At 57.8% G+C, this 21,980-nt stretch carries 23 protein-coding genes and 1 other RNA gene; 4 read left to right on the top strand and 20 right to left on the bottom strand.

From position 1 onward, the window contains the following. Window positions 1–40: 40 nt before the first annotated feature. Window positions 41–586, top strand: coding sequence for a hypothetical protein (locus GXP70_RS10520; protein ID WP_162356462.1), 546 nt, complete (start codon window positions 41–43; stop codon window positions 584–586). A 15-nt stretch (window positions 587–601) separates the two neighbouring features. Here the strand turns inward: GXP70_RS10520 and GXP70_RS10515 are convergent, their stop codons facing one another. Next, entirely contained in the window at window positions 602–1,933 is a 1,332-nt protein-coding gene (locus GXP70_RS10515; RefSeq protein ID WP_162356461.1) for a PhoH family protein, read from the bottom strand. Window positions 1,934–2,096: 163 nt separating this feature from the next. Between GXP70_RS10515 and GXP70_RS10510 the strand changes: the two genes are divergently transcribed. Beyond that, window positions 2,097–2,690, top strand: coding sequence for a YhcN/YlaJ family sporulation lipoprotein (locus GXP70_RS10510; RefSeq protein WP_162356459.1), 594 nt, complete (start codon window positions 2,097–2,099; stop codon window positions 2,688–2,690). A gap of 25 nt (window positions 2,691–2,715) precedes the next feature. Here GXP70_RS10510 and GXP70_RS10505 read toward each other — a convergent pair whose 3' ends face one another. The 7 genes from GXP70_RS10505 to GXP70_RS10475 form a co-directional block, all read right to left on the bottom strand. Beyond that, the gene (locus tag GXP70_RS10505) at window positions 2,716–3,168 is read right to left on the bottom strand and encodes a PNPOx family protein (protein WP_162356457.1); all 453 of its coding nucleotides are present in this window, start codon (window positions 3,166–3,168) and stop codon (window positions 2,716–2,718) included. Window positions 3,169–3,247: 79 nt separating this feature from the next. Next, the gene (locus GXP70_RS10500) at window positions 3,248–4,252 is read right to left on the bottom strand and encodes an LCP family protein (protein ID WP_225442752.1); all 1,005 of its coding nucleotides are present in this window, start codon (window positions 4,250–4,252) and stop codon (window positions 3,248–3,250) included. Between the two features lie 10 nt (window positions 4,253–4,262). Then, a complete protein-coding gene (locus GXP70_RS10495; protein ID WP_162356455.1) occupies window positions 4,263–4,535 on the bottom strand; it encodes a hypothetical protein in 273 nt (90 codons plus the stop codon). A 2-nt stretch (window positions 4,536–4,537) separates the two neighbouring features. Continuing rightward, a complete protein-coding gene (locus tag GXP70_RS10490) occupies window positions 4,538–4,837 on the bottom strand; it encodes a YlaH-like family protein (RefSeq protein WP_162356453.1) in 300 nt (99 codons plus the stop codon). Window positions 4,838–4,963: 126 nt separating this feature from the next. Then, a complete protein-coding gene (gene typA, locus GXP70_RS10485; protein WP_162356452.1) occupies window positions 4,964–6,805 on the bottom strand; it encodes a translational GTPase TypA in 1,842 nt (613 codons plus the stop codon). Window positions 6,806–6,994: 189 nt separating this feature from the next. Then, the gene (locus tag GXP70_RS10480) at window positions 6,995–7,477 is read right to left on the bottom strand and encodes a hypothetical protein (protein ID WP_162356450.1); all 483 of its coding nucleotides are present in this window, start codon (window positions 7,475–7,477) and stop codon (window positions 6,995–6,997) included. A gap of 95 nt (window positions 7,478–7,572) precedes the next feature. Next, entirely contained in the window at window positions 7,573–8,244 is a 672-nt protein-coding gene (locus GXP70_RS10475) for a TerC family protein (protein WP_162356448.1), read from the bottom strand. A gap of 201 nt (window positions 8,245–8,445) precedes the next feature. On the opposite strand from GXP70_RS10475, the gene GXP70_RS10470 reads away from it, so the two are divergent. Next, window positions 8,446–9,150 carry a TerC family protein gene (locus tag GXP70_RS10470; RefSeq protein WP_162356446.1) on the top strand — a complete coding sequence of 235 codons (705 nt, stop codon included), beginning with the start codon at window positions 8,446–8,448 and terminating at the stop codon, window positions 9,148–9,150. Between the two features lie 193 nt (window positions 9,151–9,343). Here GXP70_RS10470 and GXP70_RS10465 read toward each other — a convergent pair whose 3' ends face one another. From GXP70_RS10465 to GXP70_RS10430, 8 genes are all read right to left on the bottom strand, one after another. Continuing rightward, window positions 9,344–10,840, bottom strand: a complete 1,497-nt coding sequence (locus GXP70_RS10465; protein ID WP_162356445.1) for an MDR family MFS transporter — start codon at window positions 10,838–10,840, stop codon at window positions 9,344–9,346. A gap of 20 nt (window positions 10,841–10,860) precedes the next feature. Beyond that, window positions 10,861–11,469, bottom strand: a complete 609-nt coding sequence (locus tag GXP70_RS10460; RefSeq protein WP_162356443.1) for a TetR/AcrR family transcriptional regulator — start codon at window positions 11,467–11,469, stop codon at window positions 10,861–10,863. Between the two features lie 280 nt (window positions 11,470–11,749). Beyond that, window positions 11,750–12,970 carry a tRNA uracil 4-sulfurtransferase ThiI gene (thiI, locus tag GXP70_RS10455; protein WP_162356441.1) on the bottom strand — a complete coding sequence of 407 codons (1,221 nt, stop codon included), beginning with the start codon at window positions 12,968–12,970 and terminating at the stop codon, window positions 11,750–11,752. A 7-nt stretch (window positions 12,971–12,977) separates the two neighbouring features. After that, on the bottom strand, window positions 12,978–14,150 hold the full coding sequence (locus tag GXP70_RS10450; protein ID WP_162356439.1) for a cysteine desulfurase family protein: 1,173 nt from the start codon (window positions 14,148–14,150) through the stop codon (window positions 12,978–12,980). Between the two features lie 218 nt (window positions 14,151–14,368). Next, complete coding sequence (locus GXP70_RS10445; protein WP_162356437.1) at window positions 14,369–15,070, bottom strand: lytic transglycosylase domain-containing protein; 702 nt, start codon at window positions 15,068–15,070, stop codon at window positions 14,369–14,371. A 180-nt stretch (window positions 15,071–15,250) separates the two neighbouring features. Further along, window positions 15,251–15,679 (bottom strand): DUF4190 domain-containing protein, encoded by a 429-nt coding sequence (locus GXP70_RS10440; RefSeq protein WP_162356435.1) that lies wholly within the window; start codon window positions 15,677–15,679, stop codon window positions 15,251–15,253. Window positions 15,680–15,685: 6 nt separating this feature from the next. Continuing rightward, window positions 15,686–15,898 carry a DUF1540 domain-containing protein gene (locus GXP70_RS10435; protein WP_162356433.1) on the bottom strand — a complete coding sequence of 71 codons (213 nt, stop codon included), beginning with the start codon at window positions 15,896–15,898 and terminating at the stop codon, window positions 15,686–15,688. 55 nt (window positions 15,899–15,953) lie between these two features. After that, entirely contained in the window at window positions 15,954–16,454 is a 501-nt protein-coding gene (locus GXP70_RS10430; RefSeq protein ID WP_162356431.1) for a YpuI family protein, read from the bottom strand. 195 nt (window positions 16,455–16,649) lie between these two features. Between GXP70_RS10430 and GXP70_RS10425 the strand changes: the two genes are divergently transcribed. Then, window positions 16,650–18,530, top strand: coding sequence for a S8 family peptidase (locus GXP70_RS10425; protein ID WP_162356429.1), 1,881 nt, complete (start codon window positions 16,650–16,652; stop codon window positions 18,528–18,530). A 118-nt stretch (window positions 18,531–18,648) separates the two neighbouring features. Here GXP70_RS10425 and rnpB read toward each other — a convergent pair. From rnpB to GXP70_RS29805, 4 genes are all read right to left on the bottom strand, one after another. Beyond that, window positions 18,649–19,056, bottom strand: an RNA gene (gene rnpB, locus GXP70_RS10420) — RNase P RNA component class A. A 182-nt stretch (window positions 19,057–19,238) separates the two neighbouring features. Then, window positions 19,239–20,360 (bottom strand): Nif3-like dinuclear metal center hexameric protein, encoded by a 1,122-nt coding sequence (locus GXP70_RS10415; RefSeq protein ID WP_162356428.1) that lies wholly within the window; start codon window positions 20,358–20,360, stop codon window positions 19,239–19,241. Next, window positions 20,336–21,115, bottom strand: a complete 780-nt coding sequence (locus GXP70_RS10410; protein WP_162356420.1) for a tRNA (adenine(22)-N(1))-methyltransferase — start codon at window positions 21,113–21,115, stop codon at window positions 20,336–20,338. The genes GXP70_RS10415 and GXP70_RS10410 overlap by 25 nt, the downstream gene beginning before the upstream one ends. Window position 21,116: 1 nt before the next feature. Beyond that, entirely contained in the window at window positions 21,117–21,602 is a 486-nt protein-coding gene (locus tag GXP70_RS29805) for a hypothetical protein (protein WP_225442751.1), read from the bottom strand. Window positions 21,603–21,980: the final 378 nt, after the last annotated feature.

The raw sequence follows: 21,980 nt of genomic DNA, 5'->3' as shown, positions 1-21,980 counted from the left end.
CCATACTGAAGAGACGATGAACGAGAGGAACGTGTTGCCCGTGAGAACCGTATACAGCTTGGACCTGCACTTGCCGAACGATTGGGAGCCGGAAGACCGCGACCTCTTCATAGACGATATCGCGGAAGCCGTCGTTGTGCTTGACCAGCATCATTCGACCTTGTTCCTGGGCACGCCCGAGGACTGCGACGTCATCGAGCTGTTCGCGTCCGGCCAGCGCATCGTCTGCGAGCGCGGCATATGGCTGCAGCTCGCGGACGAATGGCAGCCGAACGAACGCTTGTTCACCGACTACGGTGTTCGCGCGGACGCCGGTCGTACTTACCTGGATCTCCAGCTTGCGGCCGTCGTCGAACTGGCTGCCTCTGACGATGCCGCTTATGGCGCTCCCGCAGCGGACAAGCCCGATCGGGAATTCGAACCGGCGCTGGAGCAAGCCATTGAACATGCCATTGCCGCCCTTATGCAAGAAGACGGCCGATGGCTGCTCGCCGTCGACCGTCATCAGGTTGATTTGATCGCGGGCATCGCACGCGCCTATCGATGCGACTTCGAGATTGTCAAGCCCGCCGCGGATCCCGCGTAAACCGTTCGGCCGCCGTTACAGCAAATCCGCCGCCAGCTGCGCGAGCTTGGAGCGCTCGCCCTTCTCCAGCGTCATATGGCCGCTGACGCCTTCCTGCTTGAACCGTTCCACGATATGCGTGAGCCCGTTGCTGATGGAATCGAGATACGGATGATCGATCTGCTCCGGATCGCCCATCAGCACGATCTTGCTCCCCTCGCCTACTCGCGACACGATCGTCTTCACCTCGTGGCGGGTCAAGTTCTGCGCCTCGTCGACGATGATGAACTGGCCCGGGATGGACCGCCCCCGGATGTAAGTAAGCGCCTCGACCTGAATGCTGCCGAGTCCCATCAATATTTTATCGATGTCGCCCGACTTCTTCGTATCGAACAGGAATTCCAGATTATCGTAAATCGGCTGCATCCACGGACGCAGCTTCTCTTCTTTCTCGCCCGGTAAATACCCGATATCCTTGCCCATCGGCACGACGGGCCTTGCGATCAGCAGTTTCTTGTATTTATGCTCATCCTCCACCTTCATGAGCCCTGCGGCAAGCGCCAGCAGCGTCTTGCCCGTTCCCGCCTTGCCGGTCAGCGTCACGAGCGGGATGTCGTCGTTAAGCAGCAATTCCAGCGCCATGCGCTGCTGCGCGTTGCGGGCGGTAATGCCCCACACGGGATCGTTGCTTAGATAGAGCGGTTCCAACCTGGCCGCGTCCTGGCTCACTTTCAGCAGCGCCGACTTCGACGTGCCCATCTCGTCTCTCAGAATGACGAATTCGTTCGGATGCAGCCGTAGGTTAAGCTGTAAATTTTTGATCGTCAGAAACCGGTACGTATAGAACTCGTCGATCACCGCCGGATGTACCTTCAGCGTCAAATACCCCGCATACACCTCGGACGGCGCCACGACTTGATCGGACAGATAATCCTGGGCCTCGACGCCGAGCACATCCGCTTTAATGCGGACGAGCACGTCCTTGCTGACGATAATGACCGGGCGCGCGCTTCCCCTCTCCTGCTCCTCCAGATGGTAGTTCAAGGCCACCGCCAGAATGCGATTGTCGTTCGACATCTCGCCGAACATCTCCTGCACGCGGACGAAGCTCCGGTGGTTCAGCTCGACCTTCAGCACGCCTCCGTTATCCAGCACGATGCCCTCATGCAAATGCCCGTTCTCGCGCATATGATCGAGCAGCCGGGATACATGCCTTGCATTCCGGCCCAGCTCGTCGGCGAGTCTCTTCTTCGAGTCGATCTCTTCCAACACCACTGCGGGGATGATAACCTCGTTGTCCTCGAAGGCAAAGATCGCTTGCGGGTCATGGAGCAGAACATTGGTGTCGAGCACGAATATTTTTTTCATCGTGAGACCTCCTGGCGTTGGAATTTCGTTCAAGGCGTACATAGCGGAACCCGCTTCAAGGCAAACTAGGCGGGATGCATGCCCGAGCAGTGAGCGGAGCTTGCGACCAAGGCTTCGACATAAGATGCACAGATGCACACTTTAGAAAGGTCAGGTGGCGAATATGAGGAAATGGCTGGTGCCTGCTATGCTCCTTTGTATGCTGACAGCAGGCTGCAACACTGTCGCCCGCAATGAGACATCACCCTCTCCGCAAAATGATCAACGCGTTCGCGCGCAGCAAAGCGCCCCGCAGAAGCAAAAGATCAGCAGCCCAAAACAAGTTGCTGCGCATTTGGAAAGCCTGGCGCGTCATGTGCCGGGCGTGAAGGACGCGCACTGCGTTGTCTTTAAAAATAAAGCGGTCGTCGGCATCGACGTTGCCGGCAATCTGGACCGTTCCCGCGTCGGCACGGTCAAATACGCCGTTGCGGAAGCGTTCCACAAGGATCCGTACGGCATCGACGCCATAGTCACCGCGGACATCGATCTCTCCTCCAGGCTGAAAGAGCTCGGCGCCGACATCAGACGCGGCCGTCCGATCGCCGGCTTCGGCGAAGAAATGGCGGATATTATCGGCCGGATCGTTCCCCAAGTGCCGCGTGACATTCAGTCGATCAAGAAGGATCCGCAAGCGGTGACGAAAGAAGAGCTCGAGCAGAAAGTCGCGAAAGACTCGCATGCGAACCATGCGCTCAACCGCGAGAAACGCCAATAGACAGAAAAAGCCTAGTGAAGATTCACTAGGCTTTTCTCATGGCCGCGAACACCTGTCCATCCAGTTTGTCCGCAGCTTGTTTATTGTAGGTTTTCTCGACTTCCGGTTGAACGGACAAGCGCGCTCCGTAGAACATCGCATCCCGGATCGCGGCGATGTCGACGTCGAAGCAGACAAGCTTGAAGGGTACTTCTTCCAAGGCTTCCGAAACAAGCCTTGCCGTGCCGTAGATCGTTTGAACGGTTCCCGGCGCGAACAGCGTAATGCTTACTTCGGCTTTCGAAGCCATGTTCACTGTCAGGCGCGAGCGGCCGTCGATCGCGAATCGCAGCGTGGTACGGTTGACCGCATAAATCCACGAGATTGCGCTGGACGTCGGTACACCGCTGTCCGCATCGATAGTGTGCAGAAGAACGAACGGATTGTCATTCAGTGCGCCATACCAATCGTCAGTGAGTGCTGTGACGGGTTCGGTCATCCGCTTGCCCTCCTTGCCCCCAGTGTCATGAATGCTCCGATGCCCCCATTATAGCATAGCGCTGTCCCTTCTTCCACCGTCATTCAGCCAGTTTTGCCCGCAGCGCATCCTTCGCCGCCTGCAGCTTCGCTTCATCTAAGTAAACGTACGGGCTCTTCCACGTGCCTTCCAGCGGAATGAACGTAATGTCGCCAGCGCCGATGCCGTAATACGTCTTCATTAAATTCTCGACCTCGCCTGTCGGAATGTCCATTCGCAAATTGTTGCCGACCGCCTTGATGACGCCGCCGATCTTCGTGACGCCGGAGAACGATTTCAGCTTGTCGGCGATTTGCCCGAGCACCTGGCTTTCGCGGCGATTGCGGTCGAAGTCGCTGGACATGTTCTTGCCGTCGTTCGATTTGCGATAGCGGACGAAATCAAGCGCGTCGTCGCCATTCAGCTTCTGAAGGCCTTTGGACAGATTGATCTTCGTGCCGTCGGCATTGTCGACGTAATGCATGTCCATATCGACGTCCACGGTCACCCCGCCCAGAGCGTCCACGACATCCGAGAAGCCTTGGAAATTGATCGTTGCGGTATAGTCGATCGGAATGTCGAAGAATTTGCCGAACATCGCCCGGAGATCCTTCTTCGCCTGCTGTTCGGCCTCTTTCGATTTCAGCCCGTCCTTCTTCTCCTGCTGAATAAACTTGGCATAGTACGCATTCGCTTTCCGCGTATTGTACCCGCTCAGCGCGATCCTGGAATCCCGCGGGATCGATACGACAACGGCGGACTTCGTCTTCGGATTCATCGCCGCGATCATCATCACGTCCGTATTGAGGCTGCCCGTCTCCTTGCGCGTATCCATGCCAAGCAGCATCAGCGCGACCGGCTTCACTTTGACGGACTGCTCCGGTGCGATGACGACGGTCGGGTCGGCATCCGTCGTAATGTCGTCGAGCGCGTTCTTCGATACGTACACCAGGTAACCGAGATAGCATGCGACTCCGACGAGCACGAGGAGCAGGGCAGCCATGATGCGGCGCGGCCAATAATTCTTCTTCTTCGCTTTTACGGCATGTGTCGCTTTCCTTGACATGTTGTCCACCTCAGTTGTATTTCGGGTTCTGAATAATGTCGGCGAGCAGCCGCTCCGCAGCTTCGCGGTCGTACATCTGCAGCTTCGCGCGGCCATCCTTGTCGTACTTCAGATGAACCATCGTATCGTCTGTCTTATGTACGGACAAATTCGTCACGCCGTGATCCTCCGTCAATATATCCATAAAAAAATCGCGGGTATCGGCAGCAGCGCGGTCATCGGGTCTGGCTTCGGCGACAAGCTGAATTTGCAGCCAATTGAACAGAGCATCCTCCAGGCGCACGATTATACCCCTTCCGCGTCGGAACTGTTGCTGCGCTTCGCTTTCAATTTGTCGTACAGCTGTCTGCCGCGGAGCAGCAGCATCATGAAGACGGCTACCGCCATGCATTGGAGAATCGGCAGTTTATCGAACTGAAGCACGAACAGCACGAACGCCCCGATCGCCATAATGACGTGAACCAGAATTTCTTTCAAGATCGGCAGCCGCTTCTGGGCGCGGAAGACGGCGTTGAAAATATAAATCGTAAACGCAAGAATGAGCACATACGTTATGACCGGATGATCATGAAGCCAGTTTTGCATTCCTTCCTACCTCCTCGTTATCTATTATTCATAGCATATCCTTCGCCTCGACGCAAACGGCAGGGCAGCCGAAATCCCGAACGGGAATTCCGCTGCCCTGCCTTCGTCAATACCGATCTATTTCGTTTATACGCCGGCTTGCGCGGTTTTGCGATGCTTCTCCGCACGCTCGCGCTCGCTCTTGTTCAAGATTTTCTTGCGCAGGCGAATCGATTTCGGCGTCACTTCGCAGTATTCGTCGTCGTTCAAATATTCCAGCGCTTGCTCCAGGGAGAACAGAATCGGCGTCTTCAGGCGGACCGTGTCGTCCTTGCCGGCGGAGCGAATGTTCGTCAGCGCCTTCTCCTTGCAGATGTTGACGATGATGTCGTTATCGCGGTTATGCTCGCCGACGATCATGCCTTCGTATACGTCCGTGCCCGGCTCCATGAACAGGATGCCGCGGTCTTCTACGCCGTTCATGCCGTAGAACGTCGATACGCCGTTCTCGCTCGAAATGAGCACGCCTTGATGGCGTCCGCCGACGGACGTGCCGACCAGCGGGCCGTAGCTGTCGAACGCGTGGTTCATGATGCCGTAGCCGCGCGTCAGCGTCAGGAAGTTCGTCCGGTAGCCGATCAAGCCGCGCGCCGGAATGATGAACTCGATACGGACTTGGCCCGTGCCGTTGTTGACCATGTTGACCATCTCGGCTTTACGCGTGCCGAGGCTCTCCATGACCGCGCCCATGCTCTCTTCCGGTACGTCGATCAGGAGACGTTCGTACGGCTCCATCTTCGCGCCGTCGATTTCCTTCACGATAACTTCCGGTTTGGACACTTGCAGCTCGAAGCCTTCGCGGCGCATGTTCTCGATCAGGATGCCGAGGTGAAGCTCGCCGCGGCCGGATACGATGAACGCGTCCGGGCTGTCGGTTTCGTCGACGCGCAGCGCGACGTCGGTCTCCAGCTCCTTGAACAGACGCTCGCGCAGCTTGCGGGACGTAACCCATTTGCCTTCGCGGCCCGCGAACGGACTGTTGTTGACGAGGAATGTCATTTGCAGCGTCGGCTCGTCGATCTTCAGGACCGGCAGCGCCTCCGGGTTGGCCGGATCGGCGATCGTCTCGCCGATGTTGATTTCGCGAATACCGGCAATCGCGACGATGTCGCCCGCGCCGGCTTCTTCTACTTCAATCCGCTTCAAGCCTTGGAAGCCGAACAGCTTCTCGATGCGTGCCTGCTTCGTAACGCCTTCGCGATTGATGACGGCGACGGTCTGGCCTTGGCGGATTTTGCCGCGGTTGACGCGGCCGACCGCGATACGGCCGAGGTATTCGTTGTAGTCAAGCAGCGTGACGAGGAATTGCAGCGGGTCCACGACGCTTTCCGTCGGAGACGGAATCCGTTCGATGATCGTCTCGTAGAGCGACTGCATGTTCTCATCCTGCTTCTCCACGTTCAAGCTTGCCGTGCCCATCAGCGCGGATGCGTAGACAACCGGGAATTCCAGCTGCTCGTCGTTCGCGCCCAGCTCGATGAACAGATCCAATACTTCGTCGACGACTTGCTCCGGGCTTGCGTTCGGACGGTCGATCTTGTTCAGGACGACGATCGGCGTCAGTTGGCTTTCCAGCGCTTTGCGAAGCACGAATTTCGTCTGCGGCATGCAGCCTTCGAACGCGTCGACGACCAGCAGCACGCCGTCGACCATCTTCATGATCCGTTCCACTTCGCCGCCGAAGTCGGCGTGTCCGGGCGTATCGACGATGTTGATCAAATAATCCTTGTAGTTAACCGCCGTATTTTTAGCCAAAATCGTAATGCCGCGTTCCCGCTCCAAATCGTTGGAATCCATGGCGCGCTCTTGAACGGTCTCGTGATCGCGGAACGTGCCGGACTGTTGAAGCAGCTTATCGACGAGCGTTGTCTTGCCGTGGTCGACGTGCGCGATGATGGCGATGTTTCTGATGTTTTCTCTGGCTTGCATTGTAAGTTATCCACTCCACTTTTATTTATAGTCTGTTTCTTGCTGCGCACAATGATGAAACGGAAACGGCTCTTGCCGTCTTTTTTCTGGCGCGGCGCGGTTCACTCCGGGGAAATATAAGCTCGCTTATAGGTTGCGCAAACTTATAAAGGCTTATATTTTCATAAACCGTGCCAAACCGTTGCAAATTTACCAGCGGGCCTTGCGTCCCGCAACCAGCCAAGCGCCGGCCGCGATCAGGAAGGCGGCAATGATGTACAACCCCCAACCCCATACAAGCATGATTACGAAGAACGATACGGCCGCCAGCGCCAGCACGATGGCAAGCGTCAGCGGGGTCTTCGGACGGTACGTGTCGAAAAGATGATATTCGTACAATCCGGCTGCGACGCTGAGGATTATTAGCGGCCATAGATACTTCATGTTGCTCCAGCCAGACGCCATGCTGAAGAAAAAAATAAAGGCGTTAATCGTCAAGATCGCCCCGGGAATCAATACGAACGGAGGCAGCAATCGTCCGAAAAACAGCACGTGCAGCAGAATGCCGGGAATCAACAGAAAAAGCGGCCAGAAGTTTGTGCCGATGAAGGCAAACAGCCCCAGTTTTCCGAGCAAAATCACAGCGCCGGCGATCAAGAAAAGCAGCCCGACGGTGTATTGATTTTTCGACATGCCTAAGTTCCTTTCTCTCGACACTTTTTTAACATTTACTAGTGTAATGGAACGGAGGGCAAAAAACCAGTGAAAGTACTGCAAATTACTGAAAATTATAGGTTACGGCTTCTTTTTATTCGCAGCAACGCCACAATGATGACGAACGGGATAAGCAATAACGGAATCGCCTTCGTCAATATGGCCGCATGATCCGCCAGCAGCCGGTGAACGGCCGGGTCGTGTACGAGCATTTCGCCCGCCGCGTAACCGAGCAATCCGCCGCCGAGATAGACAAGCGTCGGAAATTTGCGAAGCATGGAGCTGAGCAGCTGGCTGCCCCAGACGATCATCGGGATGCTGAGCACGATCCCGAGCATGATAAGAACGGGTTCCCCCTTGGCGACCGCCGCGATGGCCAGCACGTTGTCGAGGCTCATGATGAAGTCCGCGACGACGATCGTCTGCACCGCGCCCGCGAGCGAACGGACCTTGCGCATGGCATGGAATTCCTCGGCATGATCGGACGCGTCCATGATGAGCTTGACCGCGATCATGAACAGGAGGATGCTTCCCGCGGCTTGAAGATACGGCACTTCCAGCAGCGTGATGGCAACGAGCGTAAGGACGCATCGCAGCCCGACGGCGGCGGCGGCTCCCCAGATGACCGCTTTGCGCCGCTGCGCAGGCGGCAGCTGCTGGCTGGCCAGCGCTATGACGACGGCATTGTCGCCGCTTAACAACACGTTGATAAACATGATTTGAATAAATACGAGCAAGCTGTCCAAATTGTTCGCCTCCCAGGGAACGGCTGTCGCCGTCGTTCGAACTCGGGCTTGCTTCTTCGTTGCAAAGAAAGCTCCCGTCTATGAACGGTATGTCCCCGGCGGACAGGTTATGTTTGCCGTTTGCGATTTTTGAATCTTTTCGTCCCTCGACGCGTATGAACGAGAAAGCTTCACGCAAAGAGGAAAGGATGTCTAAGGACAATGGAATTATTTTCGCTTGAATTTGTTACCGCCTTGTTAACGATCGTGTTCATCGACTTGGTGCTTGCCGGAGACAACGCCATCGTAATCGGTCTTGCGGCCCGCAAATTGCCGCGGGAACAGCAAAAGAAGGCGATAATTTGGGGAACGGTCGGCGCGGTCGCCATTCGGGCCGTCGCGACGGTACTCGTCGTCTACCTGCTCAAAGTGCCGTGGCTCATGGTGGCGGGCGGCGTCCTGCTGCTGTGGATCGCCTACAAGCTGCTCGTCGATACCGATGCGCATGACGACATTCAAGCCGGCAATACGCTGTGGCAGTCCGTCCGCACCATCGTCATCGCCGATGCCGCGATGGGCGTCGACAACGTCATCGCCGTCGCCGGTGCCGGACATGGCAGCATTCTGCTGGTCGTGCTCGGCTTATTGATCAGCATTCCGATCGTCGTCTGGGGCAGCACGCTGTTCATCAAACTGATCGGCCGATTCCCATGGATCGTGTACGTCGGCTCCGGCGTTATCGCGTATACGGCAGCCAAAATGATCACGCACGAGAAGCAGCTGGAGCAAGTGTTCAATGCCAGTCCGGCCTTCGAATGGGCGTTCATGATTCTCGTCGTCATCGCGGTGATCGTCTTCGGACTGCGGCATAACCTGCGGCGGGCCAAAGCGGCGCAGCAGCTGGACAACGGACGGGATTCCCGCTAATCCGGCCGGCGCGCTTGCAATCCGCCAGCAGCTCCGTGACCTGTAGTAAGTCAAGCCAGTTGCCAATCGTACCATCTGAAATTCGCGCCATCAACAAAGGTCGCCCTCGCGGTTAACAGCGGACTGTTACCGGAGGGCGACCTTTCGTATGCTAGCCGATGTTCAGCCGGATGTCGTGCGTTCCGCGCTTCGCTTAATGGCCCATCATCATCGACGGATCCGGCGCTTCGCCGCCCGCCAATTGATCTTCATCCTTGAGCCGCGGCTTGCGCAGCAGCAAGGACAGCGCGACGCCTACGGTCGCGATGCAGGCGGACAAGAAGAACGTATCGCCATAGCCGGCAACGACGGACGTCAACGGGTTCGCGTTCTGCCCCGCGCTTGCGGCGTGGGAATTGATCTGCGACGTCAGGTAGCCCGTCAAGCCTGCGACGGCGAACGATACGACGACCTGCTGCGCCGCCGTCGTAAGCGGCGTTACGCGGCTGACCAAGCGGCGCGGCGCAGAGTTGAGCACATGCGTGTTGAGCGGCATCATGGAGAAGCCCATGCCGATGCCCATCATGCAGATGGAGAGGATAATGACCCACAGGCTTGTGTCGACCGTGACGCCCGACAACATGAACAAGGAGACGGCAACGACGGCAAGACCGGCGAAAGCAAGCGGCCGTGCGCCGATTTTATCGAACAATTTGCCGCTGATCGGCATGCCGATGCCCGCGCAGAGCGCCTGAGGCATCAGAATCCAGCCCGTCTCGAGCGCCGTGTAGCCTTTGACTCCTTGCAGGTACAGCGGCACGAGAAGCATGGCGCCGAACAGCGCGAGCTGCACGATCCAGGTCAAGACGATGCTGCGCGTAAAGTCGGACGACCGGAACACTTTCAGCTCCAGCAGCGGCTGCTTCTGCCTCAATTCGACGATGATGAAGATGATCAAGGCGACGCCGCCGACCGCCAAGCCCGTGATCGTGGATGTCGAGGTCCAGCTCGTGCCGCCCTCGCTAACGCCGTAGGCCAGCATGGCGAACGCGATCGGCGCAAGGCACATGCCGATTACATCCAGATGCGTCGTTGTCTGACGGTCGGAATGCGGCAAGTATTTAAGCCCGAGAATAAACGCGATGATGCCGATCGGCAAATTGATGATGAAGATCCAGTGCCAGCTGACGGAATCGACCAGCCAGCCGGACAGGACAGGACCGAATGCCGGCGCCATCAGCATCGGAATGCCGAGCACGCCCATAATCGAACCGCGGCGTTCGGGCGGCGCGAGCTTGAATACCATGGCCATCCCGATCGGCGAAACCATGCCTCCGCCGAGACCTTGGATGACGCGGAAAAGAATGAGCTGCTCCGGCGACTGCGCGATGCCGCACAGGACGGAACCGATCGTGAAGAGCGCGATCGTGATGACGAAAATTTGCTTGGAGCCGAATCGGTCCGTCAACCAGCCCGCAAGCGGGATAACGGCGGACAAGGCCAGCGTGTAGCCGGTCACCGTCCATTGAATCGTCTTCAAATCGGTGTCGAAATAGTCGACCAGCTTCGGAATGGCGTTGTTCACGACCGTGCTGTCCAGGATAACCATGATCATACCGACGATGATGGCGAGCAAAGGCGGGAGAATCGTTTTCAACGAGAAGTTGTCTCCGCCGTTCGAGAGGGGTTGCTGAGTTGTTCGAGCGGACATGTATTGCCTCTGCTTTCTGCTCAGTGAGCGTTGTATTGATAGAAATAATGATGAAGGAACAAATCGATCTGCTCTTCGATGGAGGACGAAATGTGAAACGAACCGTCCTGCATCGAGTCGTGCTTATGCGCAAGGCTTGCCTTGATTACCGGCGACAGAATGGCCGCGAACATCTGCTGGGCGATCAGGAGAAGCTTGTCGCGGCTTGCCGGACCGATGATTTCGGTCAATGCGGCGAACAGCTTGTCGATGCCTTGGCTCTTCAGGAATTCGGCATATTCGGTCTGCGACTCGATCAATTGGTCCTGCAGGAGCAGCCGCTTGATAAGCTCGGGATGCTCTTGAAGGGAAGAAGTATAGGACAGCAGAAACCGTTTCAGCCGCTCGATCGCCGGCAGTCCGGTATCGTCGAAGACGGCGAAGGCCGCCTTGAACGAAGTCAGCTGCACCTTCAGCGTCTCGCTGATCAGCTTCTCCTTCGACCCGAAATAATAATTGACGAGCGCTACGTTCGCGCCGGCCGCCGCGGCGATTTTGCGAATGGTTACGCCTTCGATGCCTTCTGCTTTAATCAACTCCAACGTGGCGGCCAGTATTTTCTCCTTCGTCGCGGGAATCACTCCGTTCATCGCTTAACATTCGGACGCTGCGTTCGTAAGCGCCGCTGTTCATGAAAGCTGGTCAAACGCAGCTTAAACAATGTTTAAAACGTTATTTAAAACAGTGTTTAATATAGCTCAGATGCTCTTGCCTGTCAATCCTATTGTTGCGGTTATTCGGCCCCCTATGCCAAGAAAAAGGAGCTATCCATGAATCATCTTGGCAGATGACCCGCGGACAGCTCCTGTGCAACGCCTAATTAACGCTATTGGCTTCGAATAACTTGTTTGAACGACTTGCCGATGCTGCTTAGAACCAATCGTCTTCGCCCGCGGTTTCGGTCGCGGACTTCATATCCGGGGCAATCGTCATCGTCTCTACGGCCGCAGCCGCTTGACGAATCATCTCCTCCAGATTCGGAATGCCGGCTTCCGCTTTCTCGACGACGCTCAGATTCGGGTTCGTCGTCGGATTCTTCGGCACGAACAGCGTGCAGCAATCCTCATACGGCAGAATGGACGTTTCGAACGTCCCGATCTGCCGGGCGATGCGGATGATCTCGTTCTTGTCCATCGTAATGAGCGGTCTCAGGAGCGGCAGCTCCGTCGTCCGGCCGATGACGTTCATGCTGCTCAGCGTCTGGCTCGCCACTTGACCGAGACTGTCGCCGGTGACGATGCCCAGCGCTTCCCGCTGCCCGGCCAGTCGTTCGGCGATCCGCAGCATCGATCTGCGCATCAGCGTAATGATGAGGGAGCTATGGTTGCATTGGGCGATCGCCGTCTGGATATCGGTGAACGAGACGAGATGGAGCTTGATGGCGCCTCCCGTATAGCCCGACAGTCTGCGGACCAGCTCGATGACCTTCTCCTTCGCCTGCTCGCTCGTGAACGGATAGCTGTGGAAATGGACGGCTTCCAGCTCCAAACCCTGCCGCATCGCGAGATAGCCTGCTACCGGGCTGTCGATGCCGCCGGAGAGCAGCAGCATCGCCTTGCCGTTCGTGCCGTACGGATAGCCGCCGGGGCCCGGTACGACGCTGCTGTAGACATAACTGCCCTCGGGCTGAATTTCGATCTTGAGCTCGACCTCGGGTTCGCGGACGTTGACGGCGAGACCCGGCAGCTCGCGCAGCACATGGCCGCCGACCAGATGGTTCATTTCCTGCGAGTCATGCGGGAATCCCTTGTCCACGCGGCGTACGGACACCTTGAAGGTGCCCGGCTGCTTCGGCAGCGCGCGCATGACGTCGAGCGCGGCGGCGCGAATCGCTTCCAGCTCGTTCGCGGTCCGGCGCACCGGGCTGAACGAAGCGATGCCGAAGACGGAAGCAAGCTTCGCCGCGATCTCCTCGTAGCGTTCGCCGTTCAGCTCGATGTAGATCCGGCCGAACGCCCGGGTCATTGCGATACGCGGATAAGCCCGCAGCGCCTGCTTCACCTGTTCCGCGATGCGCTTGTCGAATACCCCGCGGTTTTTTCCTTTAACGGTAAATTCGCCGAAACGAATCAATATCATATCCGGATTCATGCTGCCATTAGCCTCTCTTCGTTTCCAACGGTTTTAATTGCTGTACGGCTGCCCGAAGCTTGTCGGCCAGCCAATCGATATCGGCCTCTCCATGCTCGTCCCCGAAACTGACGCGGACGCCGCTCGATGCCCGTTCCCTGGAAAGGCCCAGCTCCAGCAGCACCTTGCTTGGCTCGTCGCTCTTCGAGGAACAAGCCGATTTGGTCGACACCATGATCCCGTGTTCCTCCAGCATGTGAACGATCACTTCCGGACGCATGCCGGGATACGAGAAATGAACGATATTCGGCGCCGCTCCGCCGCCGGCTTCCGTGTCGGGGCTCCCGTTAAGCACCAGCTCCGGCATGCGGTCAAGACTCGCCAGCAGGCGCTTGCGCAGCGCGTACATGCGCGCCGCTCGGGCCGGCTGGCTCTCGACCGCAAGGCGAATCGCCTTGGCGCCGGCGACGATCGCGGGCACGTTCTCCGTGCCCGGACGAAGACCCCTTTCCTGGCCGCCGCCGCGGTAGACCTTCTCAAGCAGCAGACGCGGATGAACGTAGAGCAAGCCGACGCCTCTCGGCCCGCCGAATTTATGCGCGGAAGCGGAGAACAAGTCGATCCCGCTGCCGATGAGGTCGACCGGAAGCTTGCCGATGCTCTGCACGCCGTCGACATGGAAGACGATGCCGCCGCGGCGCTTCAGCCGCTGCCCGATATCCGCGATCGGCTGCACCGAGCCGACTTCGTTGTTGACGTGCATGACGCTTACCAGCGTCGTTTCGCCGGTGAGCGCGGCTTCCACCGCATCCGCGGAGACGACCCCCGTCTCGTCCGGACGTACATAAGTCACCTGCCAGCCCTCAAGCTCCAATTGCTTGCACGCATCGTATACGGATGGATGCTCGATCGCCGTCGTGACGAGATGCTTCCCCTGCCGGGCTGTGCTGCGCGCAGCGCCGGCGATGGCGATATTGTTGCTCTCCGTCCCGCCGGAGGTGAACAGCCAGTCCTTCGCTTCGGTGCCCGCAAACAAGGCGGCCACGACGGACCGCGAACGATCCAGCAAATTGCGCGCCTCTTGCCCGCTTCGATGCAGCGAAGACGGGTTCGCGTAATGCTTGGCCATAATCTCGGCCATCGTCCGGATGACCTCTTCGCGCGGCGGGGTCGAAGCGGCATGGTCAAAGTAATAAGTCATCGTAGTACTTCCTTCCCGAGTATTTCATTGGATTCTCGTGTTTCATGGAATTTCATCCGGTTCACGGCACTGCCCGATACTATTAGTATCGCATATAAACGAAAAAGATCAACGCGGGAAGCCAAGCTGCCCTTTCGGCGCCGCTTCGGCTTCCCGGTGATCTTAAGGTTTCCGTCGAGTGAATACTATATATGCATCGCTTGAATGGATGAATTCGCTTAAACGGTATAGCGGGATTGGGCGTTCAGCACCTTCGATACGTAACGCTGCGTTTCCTCCGGCAGCCGGTTCAGCAGCGCTTGGAAGTCGCCGTCCGTCTGAATGCCGGCGCGGTCTACCCGGCCGGGACCGGCGTTGTAAGCCGCCAGAGCGGCCTGCACGTTGCCTTCGTATTTATTCATCAAGTACGCGAGAAACTTCGTGCCGCCTTCGATGTTCTGCTCGGGATCGAATGAATCCGTCACGCCGAGGCTGCGCGCGGTGCCGTCCATCAGCTGCATGAGCCCCTTCGCGCCGGAAGCCGATTGCGCGTTCGGATCATTGGAGGATTCCGTATGTACGACCGCCTTGATCAGCGACGGATCGATGCCGTATTTCGCCGCGGCTTGATCGATGATCGCGTCGTAATCGCCCGGGACGCCAGACGCATCCGACATTTCGTTCAGGCTGCCCATCATCGGAGCAAGCGAGCTCAAACCGCCCAGGGACAGTAACCCCGCATAGCCGCTCTCCGCGCCGCCGCTGGTCGTCGGGTCGACGCCTGAACCGCCGGCCATATACTGCTGCAAAAGTGAATCAAACATCGTAGAGCCGTCTGTTCCCGTCGATGCCGACAGGACGTTCTCATTGCCGTTCAAATCCAGGCTCGGCATGAGTTGAAGCTGCAGCAGCTGCGTCATAATTCGCGGATCGATGCTCATGTCTCGTTTCGTCCCTCCACCGTCATATGCTGTCATTCGACATAGATTAACACTATTTTACAACCGTTGGCGTTTTTTAGCCAGTAAGCCGATAGTCCTATTCATCCGTTGTGCCGCTGCCGTTCACCCTATACGGTGAACATAATAAAGCCGGCGAAGGAATTCCTTCGCCGGCCGTCTTCAGGTTATCGCATAATAGAATGGAACGAGGACCAGGTAAGCCAGAACGGCGATGGCTCCGAGCGTAATCGACGCTACGCCGAGGCCGCGCGCTCCTTGCCAGAAAGCGATGAGGCCGACAACGACTGCCGTTGCCCCCAGTACGACGGGCCATACAATCCAGGATAGGACGGCCAGAACGAGCGCCGCCCAGCCTGTCGCCACGCCGGCTGATTTCGTTACGCGGACTGCGTTGTTCGTGAGCCGATCGGCCCTGCGATCCGGATAATAATCGCGCATCGACGCATTCGGCACGGCGATTTCGGCTGCCGCTTCTTCATGATACGCATTTCGGTCGGGATGGTACATCGGGTTCGTCGCCGTGTCATCATGCGGACTATGCTCGAACTGCCTGCGAGCATCGTGTTCTCGTTCGCGTTCGCGTTCCATTAAGCCTCACTCCTTTGGTTTAAAGGTATGGCAGCATGTGGACGCACTGTTCGACGCACGGTCTTGATGCTCGTGCCCGAATCCTTCTTCCGCGAATTCGGATCCCAGCTCGACGTTGGCATGACGGTCGATATCGACTTGAATTTTATCGGCGCTGCACTGGTTTCCTTCTTTCCAGAAGGAGCAGTTCGCAACGCTGCAGCTTACGCCATTCGGCATAATCAAATCACCCCCGGTATCAAGTTGCCCGTACCGGGGGTGAGTTATGTCTGCCTTATTTTTGTCCTTGCATCCGACGCTGCGTCATGTAATCACTTTCGTAATACGACAGGTCGTCGCGAAGCTCTTCGAATACTTTGGATACGGACAAGACGATGTCGCGCGACGCGCGAACCGGTTTCTTGCGGAAGCGGATCGCGTCTTGTCCCGTGTATGCATAACGGCCGTCCTCGGAATAGCATTCGTTCTTCGGGTAGAAAAATGCGTTGACGCATTGGTGATATACCTCGTAAAGCGCGCGTTCCGCGAAATCCGTATCGAAATTCGGTCTTCTGAGCGCCACGCCAAGCTTCTCGTACGCCACTTCGGAGAACACAAGCATGTGACGAAGATCGGACAGCAATCCTTTATAGAAAAGCTCTGCGTCGTTTCCTTGATCCTCAGCGGTTAGCTGCGGAAGCGAATACTCGTTCAGAAACGATTCCAGTTGGCTGATGGCAAGCTTCAGTTTGTCTCTCGTTGATTCGCTAATCGCTTTTACGTTAGTCGAAGGCATGATTGGTAGTTCCCCTTTCATCATCGCGAACAAATACTTAAATCATCAACATCGTACCATAAAACAAAGGCGGATGGTACTGCCGATTCGTACGGCCCTCTGTATATTTTCCTCCCGGCCACGTTACTCTAAGGTCATCAGGCGATGGCGTGTCTGCGACTTCGCGCAGCCGCGCTTATCAGGGAGGAAATGACGATGACTCGACGTAAATGGATCGGTTGGTTCGCCGTGCTTGCCGCGGTTGCTTTGCTCATTCCGCTTACCCCATGGTTCGGCGGCCGCGCTCCGTCCGAGACGAATAAGAACGGCCGCGTGCATACGACGGCCGCGCATAAAGAGCATCAAATGAAGCTTGCGACCGTGCAGTCCGACATGGACAAGACCGCCCTGCTCTGCAGGACGGAATGCGCGCGCAATTTCCAGAAGCTGATCAAGCACGAGGCGGCCATGCCGCTCAACAAGCAGCATCTGCAGCATATGATGCGCATGCACAAGCAGATGGTGTACGTGTGGTGGCATCATCAAGGCGGCAGCTTGACGGAAGGCGCCAAGCCGTCGTCCGGGAAGCTGGACGCGGTGATCCGCGAAGCGAAGCAGAGCGTGGCGGCAGGCAAAGATTTCGCCTCTGCTCCGCTTGAAGCGAACGGGCATCGGTACATGATCATAGCGGAAGCGGACAAACAGCATAAAGGCGACGGCATCGTCGGCGTGCTGCTGCAGGATATCGTCATGAAAGTCATGGATCATCAGCGGAGAAACCTCCGGCTTGTTCCGTATCCGGCCGAAGGCAAATACAAGATCGAATCCGTGTCGCCGAACACGACCAAGGACATTACGGTTCGCACCGGCGATGATAACGGAAACGCCAGCCATTACCATATCAACGAGGTCGTCGTCCGATTCAAGCAGCATCCGTCCGACGCCGATCTCGCGCAGATCAAGCGGGACATTACGGCGCTGTCCGCGAAGAAGCTTGGCTATACGTACGTGTTCCGTTCCCGCGTCATGGAAGCCGAAGCGATGATGCGGTATTTCAAAAGCAGCCGGAACGTCGTGTACGTGGAGCCCCATTATTTGTACATGACGAACGAAGTCGGCGCTTCGGTCAACATGCGGGCCGGCACAGGCACCGGAGGCGATTTCACGCCGAATGACGAGCTCTATTCGGAATATCAATGGAACCTGCCCGTCATCGAGACCGAGAAGGGCTGGGGCGTCAGCAAAGGCAGCGACAACGTGCTGATCGGCGTCCTGGATACCGGCGTGCAGGCCGATCATCCGGACCTTGTCGGCAAGATCGAAGCAGGCACCAACCTTGTCGACGAGACGAGCCCGCCGGACGACGACGTGGGGCACGGCACGCATGTATCCGGCATCATCGCGGCCGCCGTCAATAATGGCGAAGGGGTTGCTGGCCTGACCTGGTTCAATAAGATCGTGCCCGTCAAGGTGCTGGACGCCAGCGGCGCCGGCTCCACGTATTCCGTCGCCGAAGGGATCATCTGGGCGGCCGATCACGGCATCAAAGTCATAAACATGAGCCTTGGCAACTATGCCGAAGCCCAGTTCCTGCACGATGCCATCAAATACGCCTACGATAAGGACGTCGTTCTCGTCGCAGCCAGCGGCAACGATAACACGGAGCGTCCCGGCTTCCCGGCCGCCTACCCGGAAGTGCTCGCGGTCGCTTCCACGAATGCCGACGGCACGCGCTCGCCGTTCTCCAATTACGGCGATTACATCGACGTGGCCGCGCCCGGCATGAGCATTGCCAGCACGTACCCGGGCAGCCAGTACGCCGCCCTCTCCGGCACGTCCATGGCCAGCCCGCACGTCGCCGCGCTTGCGGGGCTGATCCGGTCGATCAATCCGGATTTGCGCAATACCGAGGTCATGGACATCATTCGCAAGTCGGCGAAGGATCTTGGCGCCAAAGGCAAAGACAAATACTTCGGCTACGGGCAAATCGACATCGACCGCGCATTGCTCTCGGTGCGGCAATCCAAGGTGAGCCTGCAGCAGTTCCCGCAGCAGGTGGAACGGCGGCTGGCGCAAATCGCGCTGAAGTATAGTTAACGGCCAGCCAACGAATGATTAACCAGATCCGGTTCGGATGACGCCCAAGCTGATTCCAAACTGGACCGGACAACGGAATAACCCGCAAGGCATAATGCCTTGCGGGTTATTTGAGCATATGGAAAGTTTGCCGTAAGCCGGGTTCTGTACTTCGCGTGGTAAGACGGGAGCTACCCTCCCACTTATGAAGCGACAATCATCTATCTAGGCCGATCATTGCTAATCGGCTCAAGCGACCAACCCGAACGCGCCCCGGGCAGGGGTGCAGCTCGAAGCTGCTGCGTTCTCTCGGTCTTGCTCCAGATGGGGTTTACCAGCACCGTTGTCGCCAACGGTCCTCGTGGTCTCTTACACCACGGTTCCACCCTTGCCTGTGCGGCGCGCAAGGCGCCGCCATCGGCGGTCCATTTCTGTGGCACTATCCTTCGGCTCGCGCCGACTGGACGTTATCCAGCATCATCGCCCTATGGAGCCCGGACTTTCCTCTCGCGGCAACGAGGCCGCCAGCGATTGTCTGTCAAACTTTCCGTGTACTGAACAGTATACAAGGATCTTCGTCAAAGCTCAAGACGGGAATGCGGATTGGCTTGCGTTCCCTGAGGTGGGACAGGGAATTCGGCTATCATCTGGAAGCCCGATCAGCTTCGGCAGCTTCACAAGCTTTAGCAGCTCCTGAGCCCCTGACAGCCCTTTTAGCTCTGACAGCCCCTATACGAAACGGAACACTTCCGTATTGATGGCCGACGGAACGGCCTCCGTCGCGTATTTGCGCTGCTGCAGCTCGCCGCGGAGCCAATCGGCGAGGCGGGGTTTCATCAGCTTCTCGATATTATGGCCGGGATCGATGATCGACAGTCCCGCCGCCAAAGCGTCATGCGCCGTATGATAATCGATATCGCCCGTAACGAGCACGTCGGCGCCTGCAAACGACGCATGGCGGATATATCTCGAGCCGGAGCCGCCGAGCACGGCGACTTTGCGCACGAGGCGCTCCGGGTCGCCGACCAGGCGCAGCGCCGGTACGTCGAAGGCGGTCTTGGCCCGTTCGGCCAGCTCGCCCAGCTTCACGGCCTCCGGCAGCTTGCCGACGCGGCCCAATCCGAAGACGCGGCCTTTCAGCTCCACGGGGTAGAGATCGTAGGCGACCTCTTCGTACGGATGCGCCTTGAGCATGGCCTGCACGACCTTACGGTGCGCGCTGTGCGGCACGATCGTCTCGATTCTCACCTCATGCACCCGCTCGAGACGGCCCGTCTCGCCGATGAACGGCTGCGCGCCGTCGCCCGGCTTGAACGTGCCCGTGCCGTTGATGTTGAAGCTGCAATGGCTGTATCCGCCGATCTGACCGGCTCCGGCATTCCACACCGCTTGCAGCACCTGCTCATGATGCGTCTCAGGCACGAAGACGACCAGCTTGTACAGCTTGTCCGTGTGCACGTCCTCCAGCGACGAGCGGCCTTCCGCCGGCACGCCGAGCATGTCGGCCATCCAATCGTTAATGCCGCCGTCCGCGACATCGAGATTCGTATGCGCGATGTAGACGGCGATATCATGCTTGATCAGCTTCTCGTACAGCTTGCCGGCAGGCGTCGACGTATCGAGCTTGGCAAGCGGACGATAGATGATGGCGTGATGCGCCACGATCAGCTCGGCGCCCGTCGCGATCGCTTCGTCGACGACTTCGTGCGTAACGTCGAGCGCCACAAGCACCTTCGTCACTTCTTTCTGAAGCGTACCGAGCTGCAGACCGATTTTGTCATTCTCCATCGCTATATGCTTCGGCGCCAGCTGCTCCAGCAGCTGAACTACCGTTTGGCCGTTCGCAAACAAGACAGCACCTCCTCGATCGCATTGATTTCCAAGCGCAGCTGCGCCTGCTTCTCGCGGGATTCCGCCAGATCGGATTGCTCCATCTGCTTGCAGATCCGCTCCAGCTTCCCGATTTCATGCCGCCACTTCGAATCGAGCAGCTCCGCCCGCTGCCGCAGCAAGTACGGGCCCATGCGATACAGCCACTCGCGCTTCTGCCCCGGTTCCAGCGACGCGGCCAGGAACGAAGGATCGTACAAGTCTTCGTTCGTTACTCCCTCCGGGCTGTCCTCATCGCGGAGCGCATGGAGCACCTCGTACATCTTGCCGTCTTCTTCCAACAGCGTTTCGCTCTGCAGGACGTAGCCGTGTTCCACCAGCCACTTGCGGACGATTTCCTCGCCGACGTTCGGCTGCAGCACGAGCTCTCTTACGCCCGCCAGCTTGCCCGCTTGCCGTCCCGTCTCCAGAATATCCGCCATCAGGGCGCCGCCCATTCCGGCGATCGTGACCGTGTCGGCTTCGCCCGGCTGCAATACGCCAAGGCCGTTGCCCTGCCTCGCCTCGATGGCCTTCGCCAATCCCGCCTCGGCGATCTGTTTCCTCGCCGCCTGCAGAGGGCCCGCATTCAGCTCGCCCGCAATCGCGGACGGGCATCTGCCGGCCTGCAGCAAATAGACCGGCAGCAGCGCATGGTCGGAACCGATATCCGCCGCGCGCGCGCCCGGCGTTACGCAATCCGCAATCGTTTGTAATCGTTTCGATAACTTTATCATGTCAAGCAACCCACGCAATCCATTGTTTTCGCAGCGAGAAGAGCAGCATGCCTCCCGCGATGATCTTGATGATTAATGCGACCTGCAAGCCGCCCGCGCCTCCTCCGAACATCGCCGCGTACAGCTCCGGCATGAACCAGGCGATCGCGCCGGCAATGAACAGGATAGAAGCCGAAGACTTCGACCAGCGCTGCACGAGCCAGCTGCACCAGCCGAATACGAACGACAGCGGCAGCCAATACAGCTGAATTTCATACCATTTCGGCGCGGCCGTTTTGCTGGTCAACAGCCATGCGTACACGAGGAACGACGCGAGCCAGCCGCACAGATGGAGCAGCGGGATCCTGGCGCCGATGCCGAAGGCAATCCAGAGCAGCGCGCATGCCGCCAACAGGCCGGCCTTCCAGCCCCATGCATGGAGCTCGTGCAGCCCGAGCATATATAGCCCCGAACCGAGCATGAGCAGCATACCCGCCCCGATGAACATTAGGCCGACAGACTCACTTTTATTTCGGTACTTTTGACCTATTAACAGCATGGCATATACGCCTGCCAGCGACAGGGCAATTTGCAATAGCGGATGAAAAACGTTAAAATAAAGAACAACAAAACAAATCAAGGAAAAAATTCCAAATGTAAGGAGCCATTGTTTCGCTGTCGCTTCTTTCACGACAACCGCCGCCCTGCCGGTAAACGTCGTCGGCGCTCGGGTTTCCCCTTCTTCCAAATACAGATTGAGCAGAAAATCGCAATATTGCTCCGGCAGCAATTTGCTGCGCTGCCAATGTTCAATTTCTTTCACAATCGCTCTTCGGCGTTCCTGGTCCATGTCTGCCTGTCGTCCCTCGCTTCGTACGTGATGGCA

Origin of the sequence: Paenibacillus lycopersici, from assembly GCF_010119935.1 — a bacterium.
Taxonomy (GTDB): domain Bacteria; phylum Bacillota; class Bacilli; order Paenibacillales; family Paenibacillaceae; genus Paenibacillus_Z; species Paenibacillus_Z lycopersici.
Note: the sequence above shows the minus strand (reverse complement) of the source record. Positions and strands in the feature narration are given on the sequence as shown.

What these genes read in the sequence shown, in the direction of transcription:
- GXP70_RS10515 (WP_162356461.1), bottom strand. Translation starts at nt 1,933, where the DNA reads ATGAAAAAAATATTCGTGCTCGACACCAATGTTCTGCTCCATGACCCG.
- GXP70_RS10510 (WP_162356459.1), top strand. Translation starts at nt 2,097, where the DNA reads ATGAGGAAATGGCTGGTGCCTGCTATGCTCCTTTGTATGCTGACAGCA.
- GXP70_RS10505 (WP_162356457.1), bottom strand. Translation starts at nt 3,168, where the DNA reads ATGACCGAACCCGTCACAGCACTCACTGACGATTGGTATGGCGCACTG.
- GXP70_RS10500 (WP_225442752.1), bottom strand. Translation starts at nt 4,252, where the DNA reads ATGTCAAGGAAAGCGACACATGCCGTAAAAGCGAAGAAGAAGAATTAT.
- GXP70_RS10490 (WP_162356453.1), bottom strand. Translation starts at nt 4,837, where the DNA reads ATGCAAAACTGGCTTCATGATCATCCGGTCATAACGTATGTGCTCATT.
- typA (WP_162356452.1), bottom strand. Translation starts at nt 6,805, where the DNA reads ATGCAAGCCAGAGAAAACATCAGAAACATCGCCATCATCGCGCACGTC.
- GXP70_RS10480 (WP_162356450.1), bottom strand. Translation starts at nt 7,477, where the DNA reads ATGTCGAAAAATCAATACACCGTCGGGCTGCTTTTCTTGATCGCCGGC.
- GXP70_RS10470 (WP_162356446.1), top strand. Translation starts at nt 8,446, where the DNA reads ATGGAATTATTTTCGCTTGAATTTGTTACCGCCTTGTTAACGATCGTG.
- GXP70_RS10465 (WP_162356445.1), bottom strand. Translation starts at nt 10,840, where the DNA reads ATGTCCGCTCGAACAACTCAGCAACCCCTCTCGAACGGCGGAGACAAC.
- GXP70_RS10460 (WP_162356443.1), bottom strand. Translation starts at nt 11,469, where the DNA reads ATGAACGGAGTGATTCCCGCGACGAAGGAGAAAATACTGGCCGCCACG.
- thiI (WP_162356441.1), bottom strand. Translation starts at nt 12,970, where the DNA reads ATGAATCCGGATATGATATTGATTCGTTTCGGCGAATTTACCGTTAAA.
- GXP70_RS10450 (WP_162356439.1), bottom strand. Translation starts at nt 14,150, where the DNA reads ATGACTTATTACTTTGACCATGCCGCTTCGACCCCGCCGCGCGAAGAG.
- GXP70_RS10445 (WP_162356437.1), bottom strand. Translation starts at nt 15,070, where the DNA reads ATGAGCATCGATCCGCGAATTATGACGCAGCTGCTGCAGCTTCAACTC.
- GXP70_RS10440 (WP_162356435.1), bottom strand. Translation starts at nt 15,679, where the DNA reads ATGGAACGCGAACGCGAACGAGAACACGATGCTCGCAGGCAGTTCGAG.
- GXP70_RS10435 (WP_162356433.1), bottom strand. Translation starts at nt 15,898, where the DNA reads ATGCCGAATGGCGTAAGCTGCAGCGTTGCGAACTGCTCCTTCTGGAAA.
- GXP70_RS10430 (WP_162356431.1), bottom strand. Translation starts at nt 16,454, where the DNA reads ATGCCTTCGACTAACGTAAAAGCGATTAGCGAATCAACGAGAGACAAA.
- GXP70_RS10425 (WP_162356429.1), top strand. Translation starts at nt 16,650, where the DNA reads ATGACTCGACGTAAATGGATCGGTTGGTTCGCCGTGCTTGCCGCGGTT.
- GXP70_RS10410 (WP_162356420.1), bottom strand. Translation starts at nt 21,115, where the DNA reads ATGATAAAGTTATCGAAACGATTACAAACGATTGCGGATTGCGTAACG.
- GXP70_RS29805 (WP_225442751.1), bottom strand. Translation starts at nt 21,602, where the DNA reads ATGTTCATCGGGGCGGGTATGCTGCTCATGCTCGGTTCGGGGCTATAT.